Source organism: Duganella paludis (assembly GCF_054461335.1).
This window is the reverse complement of sequence record NZ_CM136922.1, coordinates 4,470,833-4,483,886: the sequence shown is the minus strand read 5'-3', so window position 1 is coordinate 4,483,886 and position 13,054 is coordinate 4,470,833. Positions and strand designations below refer to the sequence as shown.

At 58.3% G+C, this 13,054-nt stretch carries 9 protein-coding genes; 3 read left to right on the top strand and 6 right to left on the bottom strand.

The features are described 5' to 3' along the window. Positions 1-98: 98 nt before the first annotated feature. On the bottom strand, positions 99-1,526 hold the full coding sequence (locus ACXZ1M_RS19770) for an NAD-dependent succinate-semialdehyde dehydrogenase (RefSeq protein WP_459049349.1): 1,428 nt from the start codon (positions 1,524-1,526) through the stop codon (positions 99-101). 287 nt (positions 1,527-1,813) lie between these two features. Here ACXZ1M_RS19770 and ACXZ1M_RS19765 point away from each other — a divergent pair, with 287 nt between their 5' ends. Together ACXZ1M_RS19765 and ACXZ1M_RS19760 are read left to right on the top strand one after the other, a co-directional pair. Continuing rightward, complete coding sequence (locus tag ACXZ1M_RS19765) at positions 1,814-2,869, top strand: amidohydrolase family protein (protein WP_459049348.1); 1,056 nt, start codon at positions 1,814-1,816, stop codon at positions 2,867-2,869. Positions 2,870-2,898: 29 nt separating this feature from the next. Beyond that, entirely contained in the window at positions 2,899-4,065 is a 1,167-nt protein-coding gene (locus ACXZ1M_RS19760; protein ID WP_459049347.1) for an acyl-CoA dehydrogenase family protein, read from the top strand. Between the two features lie 65 nt (positions 4,066-4,130). Here the strand turns inward: ACXZ1M_RS19760 and ACXZ1M_RS19755 are convergent, their stop codons facing one another. The 5 genes from ACXZ1M_RS19755 to ACXZ1M_RS19735 form a co-directional block, all read right to left on the bottom strand. After that, a complete protein-coding gene (locus ACXZ1M_RS19755; RefSeq protein ID WP_459049346.1) occupies positions 4,131-6,254 on the bottom strand; it encodes an acetate--CoA ligase family protein in 2,124 nt (707 codons plus the stop codon). Beyond that, positions 6,255-7,121, bottom strand: coding sequence for a p-hydroxycinnamoyl CoA hydratase/lyase (locus ACXZ1M_RS19750; protein ID WP_459049345.1), 867 nt, complete (start codon positions 7,119-7,121; stop codon positions 6,255-6,257). It abuts the gene before it with no gap. Between the two features lie 171 nt (positions 7,122-7,292). Next, complete coding sequence (locus tag ACXZ1M_RS19745; protein ID WP_459049344.1) at positions 7,293-8,738, bottom strand: NAD-dependent succinate-semialdehyde dehydrogenase; 1,446 nt, start codon at positions 8,736-8,738, stop codon at positions 7,293-7,295. 80 nt (positions 8,739-8,818) lie between these two features. Further along, a complete protein-coding gene (locus ACXZ1M_RS19740; RefSeq protein ID WP_459049343.1) occupies positions 8,819-10,411 on the bottom strand; it encodes a GMC family oxidoreductase in 1,593 nt (530 codons plus the stop codon). 57 nt (positions 10,412-10,468) lie between these two features. Next, entirely contained in the window at positions 10,469-11,524 is a 1,056-nt protein-coding gene (locus tag ACXZ1M_RS19735) for a Rieske 2Fe-2S domain-containing protein (RefSeq protein WP_459049342.1), read from the bottom strand. Between the two features lie 549 nt (positions 11,525-12,073). On the opposite strand from ACXZ1M_RS19735, the gene ACXZ1M_RS19730 reads away from it, so the two are divergent. Beyond that, positions 12,074-13,045 (top strand): MarR family winged helix-turn-helix transcriptional regulator, encoded by a 972-nt coding sequence (locus ACXZ1M_RS19730; RefSeq protein ID WP_459049341.1) that lies wholly within the window; start codon positions 12,074-12,076, stop codon positions 13,043-13,045. Positions 13,046-13,054: the final 9 nt, after the last annotated feature.

Below are 13,054 nucleotides of genomic sequence, written 5' to 3'. Positions count from 1 at the left end.
GCCTGACGCCACAGCTGAATAATTATAAAGTAAATCGTGTTTATATCAACCTGGATCACTGACGCCGACAACGCCTGCCGGCGCCAGGACCGCCACGTCTAAGCTTGTGCGATCTGCTTGGTTACCAGGCAAGCCTCCAATCCCTCAATGGCGTTTTCCGATCCATGCCCGCTTTCCTTCACGCCGCCGAACGGCGCATCCACCGCTCCGATCATGGTGGTGTTGATGCCAATCATGCCGGCCTCAATCGCATCGCCCACCATCATCACCTGCCTTGCCGACGTGGTAAAGGCATACGCGGCGAGACCATAAGGGAGGCGATTCGCTTGCACTATCGCCTCGTCGAAGGTTTTGAATGGGGACATGACCGCTACCGGGCCGAAAGGCTCCTCGCTCATGACCCGAGCATTGCTTGGCACATCGCTCAAGACCGTCGGCTGCCAGAAATAACCGGCTCGATCAATTTGTTCTCCGCCGGTATTCAGCTTGGCGCCAACGCTGCGCGCATCCTGGATCAGCGTTTCCATCGCATCGAGGCGCCTCGGATGCGCCATCGGCCCCATCCGCGTAGTGCCGAGCAAACCATCGCCAACCTGGAGCGCAGCGGCACGGCGCGAGAACTCCGCGACAAACCGTTCGTAGATCCCTTCTTGAATATAGAACCGGGTTGGTGAGACGCACACCTGGCCAGCATTGCGATACTTGCTGGCGACGGTAAGATTCAACGCCAGATCGATATCCGCGTCATCGAATACCAGCACCGGTGCGTGGCCGCCCAGCTCCATCGTCGTCCGGATGCCACGCTCGGCCGCTTGGTTCATCAAGTGCTTCCCAACGATCGTCGAACCGGTGAACGACAATTTGCGGATCACCGGGGACGCAAGCAGGTGGCGTGACACCGTATCGGGAACGCCATAGACGATGTTCATCACCCCGACCGGCAACCCCGATTCGATCAGCGCTTGCGCAACCATCATGGCTGAAGCCGGAGCCTCCTCTGGTGGTTTCAAAATCACCGAACATCCGGCGCCAATGGCCGCGCCAAGCTTCCGCGCAGGATTACCGAGCGGGAAATTCCATGGCGCAAACGCCGCCACCGGACCGATGGGCTCCTTGACCACCAGCGTTCGCACGCCCGGTGGGCGCGGCAGCACGCGGCCGTAGGCACGCCGCCCTTCTTCGCCATACCATTCCAGGCAATCGGCGGCGGCCTGCAACTCAATGCGCGTTTCAGCGAGCGGTTTTCCTTGCTCCATCGTCGCTATCCGCGCCACATCATCAATACGCGTGCGCAACCAATCGGCCGCGCGCCGCAGAACCAGCGAGCGCTCATGGGCGGGGGTCGCGCGCCACAGGACAAAGCCGCGCCTCGACGATTCCAGAGCGCGATCCAGATCATCCAGGCTGGCATGTGGGAGTACGCCAATTTCCTTGCCAGTTGCAGGATTAATTACTGGCTGCGACTCACGGTCGGCGGCGTCAATCCACTCGCCGTCTATATACATTGCAATTTTCGGGTAGTCCATTTGATTCCTCAATTCGCCACAGTCCACGGGAACCGTGATCTCCAAGAACTATTGTTTATATAAACCTTATTTACTCTATTGAAGTAACCCGCCAAAGTCAAGAAGTGGATCTACATGACGATCATCGAGTCCTCTGCCGCATCTCCTTCAGCGTCCAGAGAAATAATACACGCTTTCAGACTTATGCAACATACCTTTATATAAACCCATGTTACTATCTGAAAAATCGGATGCGCCCTGACTGCGCCGCAATCGCAGCATCCGTCTCTTACCTGAAAGGAATTCCGATGTCAGCCACACCTACCCCCGCCGCAAAAGTAAACTACCTTCGTATCGCCACGGAAGAAGCCTATTGCCCACCGGAGATGCTCAAGATCTACCGCCAGATCATCGACAACAAGTCCGTCGATGATCCAGGCTTCAATACCATGTGGGGGTTCTACATGTCCGGCACCAGCGCGCGGGCTCGTCACATCATCAGCTCCCTTCAAGACCTGGGCGAGACGCGACTGGGCCACATGAATGCCAGCGGCATCGACAAGCAGATTCTTGCGCTCACCTCGCCCGGTGTGCAGATCATGGACCGCGCCACCGCCGTCTCGTTTGCGATCAGCGCCAACGACCAGTTGGCGGAGGAAATCGCCAGGAACCCAACCCGCTATGCCGGCCTGCTGGCAGTGGCGCCGCAGGACCCGGCGGCAGCGGCGAAGGAAATTCAGCGCGCCGCCAGCAAGCTCGGACTCAAGGGCGTCATCATCAACTCGCACACCCACGACGAGTATCTCGACGATCCCAAGTTCTGGCCGATTTTCGAAGCTGCCGAGGCGCTGGACATCCCCATTTATCTTCACCCGAATACCCCGTCGAAGGGAATGATAGGCCCGTTGCTGGAGCGCGGCCTGGACGGCGCCATCTTCGGTTTTGGCGTTGAAACCGGTATGCACATGCTGCGGATCATCACCGCCGGGGTATTCGATCGCTTCCCCACATTGAAGTTCGTGATCGGGCATATGGGTGAAGCGTTGCCGTTCTGGCTTTTCCGCCTGGACTATATGCACAACGCCACCGTCAAATCGAATCGCTATGACAGCATGCGCCCGCTGCAACGCAAGATCAGCGACTACATGCGCGACAACGTCTGCATCACCAACAGCGGCGTGGCATGGGAGCCGGCCATCAAGTTTTCGCAGCAGGTTCTCGGCATCGATCAGGTGATGTATGCGATGGATTATCCATACCAATACGATCCGGCCGAGGTGTCTGCGCTGGACAACATGGACATGACGGATAATGACAAGAAGAAGTTCTTCCAGCTCAACGCCGAACGCATTTTCAAACTGTGATTAATTTTTGATTCAATTCAGGAGACGATATGCCATCGGCATTTGATAACGATAGTTTTAAGCTACTGCTGGACTCGGTTGAACGCTTCGTTCGCCAGCGCCTGTTACCACTGGAGAGTGAAGTCGAGCGCACCGAGCAGGTCCCACCGGAAGTGGTGGCCGAGATGCGCGAAATGGGCCTTTTCGGCCTGAGCATTGGCCAGGAATACGGTGGGTATGAACTCGACATCGTGCAGGAGATGCAGGTGCAGATGCTGTTCAGCCAGGTGTCGCAAGCGTTCCGCATGGTGTTCTGGCCCAATGTCGGCATCGGCAGCAAGGGCTTGGCGATCGCCGGTACCCCGGAACAAAAACAGCAGTACCTGCCAGGCATGGCAACCGGAGAGATCCCTGCGGCCTTCTGCCTGACGGAACCGGACGCGGGCTCCGATGCAGCCAGCCTGAAAACCACCGCCGTGCGCGATGGCGAGCACTATGTCCTCAATGGTACCAAGCGCTTTATTTCCAATGCCACGCGCGCCCAGGTGTTTACCGTCATGGCGCGCAGCAATCCGGATAAGCCTGGCGCCGACGGCATTTCGGCGTTCATCGTCGACCGCGAAACGCCGGGCCTGTCCATCGGCAAGCCCGAGCACAAAATGGGGCAGAAGGGATCGCCGATTGCCGACGTCATCCTGGAAAACGTCCGCGTACCGGCAAGCAATATTGTCGGCGGCCCTGCGGCTGAAGGCAAAGGCTTCAAAATCGCCATGGCGGTATTGGACAGCGGGCGGGCCAGTGTCGCCGCGTCGGCGGTAGGTGCGGCAAAACGCCTCATTGATGAAGCAGCACGCTATGCCATGCAGCGTAAGCAGTTTGGCCAGCCGCTGGCACAGTTTCAGTTGATCCAGGCCATGCTGGCCGATTCGGAGACGGAATATCTCGCCGGCCACGCTTTGGCTATGCGCGTCGGGCAAGCACTGCAAAATGGCGAGGACACCCGTATCATGGCAGCTGCGGCGAAATACTTCTGCTCCGAGATGCTGGGTCGGGTTGCCGACCGTGCCGTGCAAATTCTGGGCGGGAACGGCTACATGGCGGAATATCCAGTAGAGCGCCTGTATCGTGACGCCCGCGCATTCCGCATTTACGAAGGTACCAGCCAAATCCTGCAGATCGTGATTGCCCGCGCGATGCAGCAACGCTACGCGGAATAAAGAAAACGGGCTCAATCCCGATCAGATTGAGCCCGTTTTTCGAGCACGGCAAGCCAGACGGCGTATCAGCTCCTGGCTACCATCAGCACATCCAGCGCCAATACGCCATTCCCCGCCTCATACACGATCAACGGATTGATATCGATTTCCATCAAGTCCGGGTTGGCCTGCATGGTGGACGCCAGCAAGACGATAGTATCTGCGATGGCGTCGATATCCAACGGCGCGGCTCCGCGTGAGCCATGCAACAAAGCGGCGCCACGCAGCTGGTTGATTTCCGCCAGCACTTCGCGGCGCGATGCCGCTACCGGTATCAGTCGGAAGTCCTTGAGGGTCTCGATCCAGATACCGCCCAGGCCCACCAGCACCACGGCGCCCCAGTCCGGATCGCGACGCGCACCGACCACCATCTCCAGGCCGGGTGCCGCCATCGATTCGACCAGCAAGCCGTCCAGCGCCAAGTCAGGGCGTGCCTGTCCCACGCTGGTCGTGATCTTGTCCCACGCAGCACGCACGCCGGCGGCGTCGGCGATGTTAATGACGACACCGCCAACGTCGCTCTTATGGGGCAAATCGGCAGCCTGGGCCTTCATCACGACCGGGTAGCCGATTTCCCGGGCGATATCAAGTGCCTCATTGGCGTTGCGTGCCAGTCTGCCACGCGGCAAAGGCAAGCCCAACGGCGCCAGCAGATTCTTGGCATCGTACTCCGCGATCAGGCCGCGCCGCCCGTCGCCCAGCGAGACGCCGGGATGACCACGTTCGCGCTCCGGGAGCGCCACCACTTGCCGATGGTAGTCGGCGAGGGCGCGCAGCGCCCGCATCGCACGTTCAGGTGAACGGAAGAATGGCACCCCACTGGCGTGCATCAGGTCAAGCAAGCCTTCGGCCAACGGCGACTCATCGCCCATATACGCCACGGCGAAAGGTTTGCCCGATTCCTGCAGGCTGGGTAGCAGCGCATGGGCTTTGGCCATCTGCTGCGCGGACGATCCGCCCATCACGCTGACCAGCAGACTACCTACCGCCGGATCCGCCAGCATCGCGGTGGCGGCTGAGCCGAATATGGAGGCGTCTTTCATGCCGGCGGTGGTGATATCGAGCGGATTTTCAGCGCTGGCAAAGGCCGGCAAGATCGCTTGCAGCGTCGCGGTGGTTTGCGGCGCCAGCAGCGGCAGGTCGAGCCCGATGCTCTCGCAAAAGTCGAGCGCCACACCTTTGCAAGCGCCGGAATTGGTGAGGATACCTGTGCCGCCCGCGATACCATTCGGGAACCGGTTCAACAACAACGTCACGTCAAATAGTTCGTCCAGCGTCTCGACGTGCACCACGCCATTGGCTCGCGCCAGGACGGCCATGATGCTGTAGTTGCCGGCCATTGCCCCGGTATGCGACAACGCAGCATCACGCGCCCGTTCGCTGCGGCCGGGATGCAGCATTACAATCGGCTTGCCGACGCTGGCGGCGCGGCACGCCAGCGCCAGGAAGCGGACGGGACTGCGTATCTGCTCCACCAGCAAGGCGATCACCCGCGTATGTTCGTCGTTGATCAGCCATTCCAACAGATCTTCGATCGCGACCACGGCCTCATTGCCGGTAGAGATGGCATAAGCAACGGGACAGCCGCGCGCAATCATTGCCATCCGAATGTTCGCCGCCATGGCCCCACTTTGAGCCAGCACAGCCACTCCCGCACCGCCCGCCGAGACGGCTACTGCCTCGAACGTGAGCGGCACTTTGTCGAGGTAATTGACAAAGCCGAGGCAGTTCGGTCCCAGCAGCGGCAGCCCATTTTCCAGCGCAATCGCGCCGAGTTCCTGCTGCGCCAGCTTGCCGTCGTCGTCGGTCTCCGCAAATCCCGACGCAAATACCAATGCTGCACCAATCTCATGCTCGACACATGCGCGCAAGGTATCGAGAATGGCAACTTGCGGCACCCCCAGCACAGCGACGTCTACCTGCTTGGGCAAGGCGTCTATGCTGGCCACACAAAGACGTCCGTTCACTTCACGCTGGGAACGGCTAACGAGATGAATTTCACCTTCGTAGCCGAAGCGTTCCAGATTGCGGAGCACCGCACCGCCGGCAGACCCCGGTTCGGCCGACACGCCAACGAGCGCGATTGATCGCGGCCGCAGCAGCCGGCCGAGGGCGGCCTGCGAAATTGAATTTTGGGTGGTAGCGCTCATTTAAGCATTCCGGCTGTACTCGCCCAAGCCAGGACGATAGGTTTTCTCGTCGATGAACTGCGCCATGCCTTTGTCCTGGCCTTTTTCCGGATCCAGGGCCCGGGTCTGATCGGCCTTGGCGGTCAGGTACTCGGCAGCGGTTTCCCACGACATATCGCGCGACACGTGATAGGCCAACTTTGCCTGGCGCAGCACGAACGGGTTTTTCGACAACAGCGTACGAGCCAGTTCAGTTGTGCGCTCACGCAGCTTGTCGGCTGGAACAGATTCGTTCACCAGTTTGATTTCCGCAGCGCGCTTGCCGTCGAAGGTTTGACCGGTCATGATGTAGTAGCACGCATCACGCTGACCGATGACATCGGCGACAGCTTTGGTCACCACGCCCGCCGGGATAATGCCCCAGTTAATTTCGGACAGGCCAAAAATGGCGTCATCGGCGGCGATCGCCAGATCGCAGGCAATCATCGGCGTGAATGCGCCGCCAAAACACCAGCCATTGACCATCGCGATGGTCGGTTTGCCGTAGCTTCGCAACATTTTCCACTGCCAGGTGCCGTTGGCACGGTAAACGCGCATGCGCTCATCATAGGACAGCTTTTCCGTCGCACGGAAATACTCTTTCAAGTCCATGCCTGCCGACCAGGACTCGCCGCTACCGGTCAGCACAACGACACCGCAACGGTCATCGATTTCCAGATCGTTCAACACTTCAATCATTTCGTAGGCAAGCGCTGGACTGATCGCGTTGCGTTTTTCCGGGCGATTCATCGACACCCATGCGATGCCGTTGTCGAATTCAACGAGAACCAGTTTGCCGCCAGGGACAGGTTTGCTTGCGGCCGGGGTTACTGCATTGGAGCTGTTCATGGTAAATCCTTTGGGTTGACATTGATTACTTCAAAAAACGACACAGCACACGCCACGTCGATATAAAGTCACTTTATATAAAGTCGCAGTACATTGTCAACGAAAAAAGGCAAGGCTCGGGTAAAAATGAGATGGCCGCAACACGGCCATCTCATAGAATTACCGGCTGAATCAGGCCGCAGGCGCCTGTGCGACGTACTTGGCGCACAGATAGGCTTCCAGTCCTTCGGTTCCGCCCTCCGCGCCATAACCGCTGTCCTTCACGCCGCCAAATGGTGTTTCGGCGGCAGCGATCTGGAAGGTGTTTATACCCAACATCCCCGACTCGATGGATTCGGATAGTCGCGTGATGCGGTCTGCGTTGGCAGTGAAGGCATAGGCCGCAAGACCGAATGGCAGGGCGTTGGCCAAGGCGATCGCCTCGCCTTCGGAGCTGAACGGCATGACCATCGCAAGCGGCCCGAACGGCTCTTCGGTCATCACCCGCGCGTCCGCAGACAAGCCGGTAAGGACCGTCGGCTGGAAGAAGAAGCCCAACTCGTCAGCCCGCTTCCCGCCGGTCTGCACCACCGCCCCCTTCGCAACGGCGTCCGCCACCAGGCTGCTCATCGCCGCCAGACGTCGCGGATTGGCCAATGGCCCCATGCGGGTGTTCGGCTCGAGACCGAAGCCCAGCTTCAACGCCGACGCCTGCGCCGACATGGCTTCGACAAATTCGGGATAGATCCGCTCCTGCACATAGAAGCGAGTGGGCGACACGCACACTTGGCCAGCGTTGCGGAACTTCGCCGCCACGGCGATTGCCGCGACGCGCGCAACATCGACGTCGTCAAATATCAGCACCGGCGCATGCCCGCCCAACTCAAGCGTGCAAGGCTTGACTCCGGCCGCCGCCAAAGCGGCGATCCGCCGGCCGACCTCCACACTACCGGTGAATGACACCTTCCTGACGATGGGAGAGGAAATCAGATGCTCCGACACCAGGGCCGGGGTGCCAAACACGACGTTGAGGACGCCTTTCGGGAGCCCGGCATCATGCAGGGCCCGTGCAAGCGCAAGCGTCGACGCAGGGGTTTCTTCCGCCGCCTTGATGATGCACGTGCAGCCAGCGCCCAGCGCTCCGGCGATTTTGCGCGCAGGAATCAGCGCGGGGAAATTCCAGGGAGTGAACGCAGCGGTCACGCCGATAGGCTGCTTGAGCACCGTATGGCGCCACCCCGGACTACGGCCTGGGACGACGCGCCCATATGCGCGCCGCCCTTCTTCTGCCGCCCACTCAAATACCTCGGCTGAAATAATGACCTCCAGCATCGACTCGGCCAGCGGCTTACCCTGCTCCAAGGACATGTTGGCAGCGATTTGCTTCTGCCGCTGACGCAATAGTTCCGCTGCCTTGCGAAGAATCTGGCTGCGATCGATCGCTGACATCGCGCTCCAGTGTACAAATGCTTCCTGTGACGATATCAGCGCGAGGTCCAGGTCGGCCGGCGTCGCGTGGGGAAGATAGCCGATCACGCCACCACTTGCCGGATTGAGCACCTCCTCTGCTTGACGCCCTTCGACACCGAGCCATTCGCCTGCTATGTAAAGCTGTAAATCCAAATTCGAGTCCGACATAACGCCCTCATAGATAACATTTTTTTATATAAATAATACTTACATTATGATCGCAATTGCGGCCGCCATCCGCAGCCGGATTAACCCTGCTGCCGCAAAATGATGTCAGCCCCTTTTTCAGCCAGCATCATCACCGGGAAATTGGTGTTTCCGCTTGAGATATCGGGCATCACGGAAGCATCGACTACGCGCAAGCCATCCAAGCCGCGTACGCGCAGCGAAGTATCGACTACCGCATTGTCATCGGTCCCCATCTTGCAGGTTCCAACATGGTGATAGATGGTCAGGGCTTGTTCCCGGATGTACTGGTCCAAGTCCTTGTCGGACGTGGCCATTGCGCCGGGCGCCAACTCGTCGCCCCTGAACGGCTCGAACGCCCTCTGGGCGATAAGCTCCCGCGTCATCCGCAGCCCGTCTCGCAGCACCCGCAAGTCGTCGGGATGGGACAGGTAGTCGGGGTCGATTGCCGGCGCTACCCGGGGATCTGCGCTTTGAATTTTCACGCTGCCTGCGCTTTTCGGACGGCTGCCTGTGACGCTCGCCATAAAGCCTTCGCTCTGGATGATATCCCGGCCATGATTGCTGAACATCAGGGGCAAACAATAGACTTGGATATCCGGATACTTCAGCTCGGGCTGTGTCTTCATATGGGCCCAGGTTTCCATGCCATTGGTCGCCGCGGACCCACTCTTGAACAACATGTATTGAGCGAAGGATTTGGCCATCCCCCACGGCCGCAGGCTGGACAGCGCCGAATATGGCTTGGTGATCTTCTGCTTGAGCGAAATGGAGAGGTGATCGCGCAAATTGCGGCCCACACCCGGTAGTTCGTGCAGGGTAGCGATGCCATGCGGCTTCAGGTCAAATGGATTGCCCACACCGGATAGCTGCAGCAGCTGCGGCGAATTGATAGCGCCCCCGGACAGGATTACTTCGCACGTCGCCTCGCAGGTATGCGCGCCAGTCCGGTCGACGTACTCGACACCCACCGCACGCCGATTTTTGATGACGACCTTAGTCACCAGCGCGTCGGTGATGATTTTCAAATTGGGACGGGACATCGCCGGGCGCAGATAAGAGTGCGCGGTACTTTGGCGCAGCCCCTTGGCAAAGTTACCCTGCATATGTGCGACACCTTCAGGCGTGCGGGCATTGTAGTCTTGATTGAAGCTATGCCCTGTCTCCACCGCCGCCTGAATCCACGCTTGCGAAATGCGATTCAGACCCTGCTTCGAAATGCGTGTGACGCCAACCGGACCATCATGCCCACGCAAGGCAGCATCCCCCTCAGCAAAGCTTTCAACCTTCTTGAAGTAAGGAAGACAATCGTCAAAAGACCATCCTGCGTTCCCCATTTCCGCCCAATCGTCGTAGTCGCCGGGATTGCCCCACGAGACGGCCATGCCGTTGATGGAGCTCGATCCGCCGAGGACCTTTCCACGAGGGACGTACATCGTGCGCCCTCCCAGGCCGGCCTGGGGAATCGTCTCAAAATTCCAGTTCCCCATGCCCGACTTCATGATCTCGAAGTACCCGGCGGGCATTCGATACATCAGGCTGCGATCGCGCCCGCCGGCCTCGATCAAGGTAACGCGAACGGCTGGATTGCTGCTCAAGCGGTTTGCCAGAATGCATCCGGCGGATCCTGCACCTATGATGATATAGTCAGACATGCTATCCCTTTACGTGTGCCGCCTTCACGGCAAATTTCGTACGATAATTTTTATTGCTCAATTCTGTGTTGCACTTGCAGCACTCTCTCTTTGTTCGTCACCGGCCATCTTTTCGATCAACCAGTGAAATTGTCCAAGAGCGGAGTCGTACACCGACGGGATCAACTTGCGCTGCGGTTCCAATGCCATTGCCTTGGACTGCGCTTCAATCACCAACCGGTCCTCTTCAAACGCCTGGCGCGTGTTTTGCCAGAAGGCGTCGAGCAGACCTCGCTGGGCGTCCTCATCCGAGGTCAACACCGAAAATGAATAGCGGCTGCGGGTATCAGTGATCGGGGTAACCGCCTGGCAGGAGTATTGACTGAAGATGGTTGGCGTCGTCTCCAGATCAGGCGCCATCATGTTGTTCGCTTCGGCGCTGCCGGCGGGCGTGACGCGCATGTTCATGATCATGACGCCGGGCAGCATGTAGTCGTAGGTGCCCCAGATATCCACCTTATTGCCAGGGCCAGCCACACGGGACGCTTGATTGCTTACCCACCGCTGCACGCGCACACCTCGCTCCAGGCGCGTGATTTTCGGCCGTGTGTAGGCCCAATCCTCACTGGTGCCGAACGAAGTTGGATGAACGTAACCGAGATGCGAAAAATCCAAAAGATTATCGTTGATCAGTTCGTAGTAAGCGTCATATTCAATGTGGCCGGTACGATGTTGAAGACCTGGTGTATCGAGTCCCACGCAGGCCGGAATCAATACAGGATCGGCCTTTTGCGGATCGCCCATCCAGACCCAAATCCAGTTATGCGCTTTAACGACGGGGAAAACCTTGACACAGGCGCCCGGCGAGATACGGTCTTGTCCGGGCATTTCGGTACATTGCCCGTTCGGCGCAAATTTCAGTCCGTGGTACATGCAGCGCAACTCATCGCCCTCCAGCCGTCCCATAGACAGTGGCAAGGCACGGTGACAGCATCTGTCCTCCATCGCCACGTACCCGCCATCCTCCTTGATATAAATAACGACCGGCTGGTTGATGATCGTACATTTGAACAAGGTCTTCCCGGATATCTCATAATCCCATGCTGCGACATACCAGCAGTTCTTCACGTACATGTTTATCTCCTCTGTGACAAAACGCCTGGAGCGCATGCGGCTCCGGGCGGCGATAGCAAACGTACGCCGGCACGCCAGGCGTGGATCAGCGACCTCAGTTTCACTATGGTGAATTCTTGTAATTTTTGATGAGCAGGGACGACGTCAGCGGCGGCACCGCCTGACGTTTCCACCTATTTCAGGAAGGGGGATGGGCATTGGAACTGTCTCCGATATTATGAGTATGATGTCCTCATACTATCTCGACAAAGTGGGCAAGTCAATTAGTTAGACATCCTCACTTAAACAAGCTCTGCGCTGTAAGCTTTGGCTCTTCATCCATGTACTAAGCGTGTCCACGGTGCCACAAAACGATGGGAGCCTATGAACTTTTGCCTGAATTCCGGAAAAAAGCAATATATTCCGATATCCTCATGATGGAGAAGAAACTAGCTAAGTATATAATTCATCCTCTTCAACCAAGCGCATCGCACAACAGAGGGCTCTATCAGGGTGAATTCCACAACAGCAAGCAAAGTCAGTCGCGACATTCCGCTCAACCTGGAATCCTTGGCCTATCTCTACTCGCGGGTTCCGTTTCAAATTCAACGCGCTTACCAGATAGTGACGGCTCTTTTCGCGCAACAACAGACCACCTCTCCTGTGACGCCGGCGCAGCTACAGGTCCTTCGCCTGCTCGACGAGCACGGGCCGATGATGCAGACTGAACTGTCCAATCTGGCCAGCACTGACAAGTCCACTGCGGGGCTTATCCTGACAAATCTTTTAAAGCGGCATTCCGTCGAACGGGAGACCGATCCGGAGGACCGGCGCCGCAAGCATGTCGGGATTACGGACAGTGGTCGGGGGGCATTGGCGATCGCCAAAGCCTGCCTCTTGCAGGCTGAGGAAATCATGCTCAGCGCACTCCCCGTGGGCGAGCAGGATCAGTTAATCCAGCTGCTCCAGCGTGTGGCCGATCAGCCGGCCAACCAGCGTTCGATGTCCTGGCTGATGCGCCGTTGCCTGCAAGCGGTGGAGGCACTTCTGTCCGACGAAGCGGGTTTGTTTGGACTCAGCTTGCGCCAATTCTGCGCGTTGCATGTGGTGTTCTGCCATCCCGGAATCAACGAAGCAACCATCCGCAAACTGCTCGGCTACGAAATTACCAACGCATCGCTGGTGATCAATCTGCTGCGCGATAAAGGCTTGATTACCACAAAACCTGATGCCGCCGGCAGCCGCAAGCGATACTATGCTACGCCGATGGGACGGGACGTGTTGCTGAGTGTCGAACCTAAGCTTGCCAGGATTGCGACCGATTTTGTCAGCGGGATCAGCGATGAAGACGTCGCTCATTTACAGCGTCTGCTGGGAGAGCTGATTCTCAAACACGGCGACAAGGTGAAGGCACCGTTGGCCGCATTTGAGCAGGCTATGGCTCAGCCTTCATGGCCCCAGCCGCCGGCCTACACCTATGTGGTGCAAAATCGGGACCAGCTAAGTCAATTGAACATTCAGGCGTTTAAGCAAAAATCCTGATTTATCGCG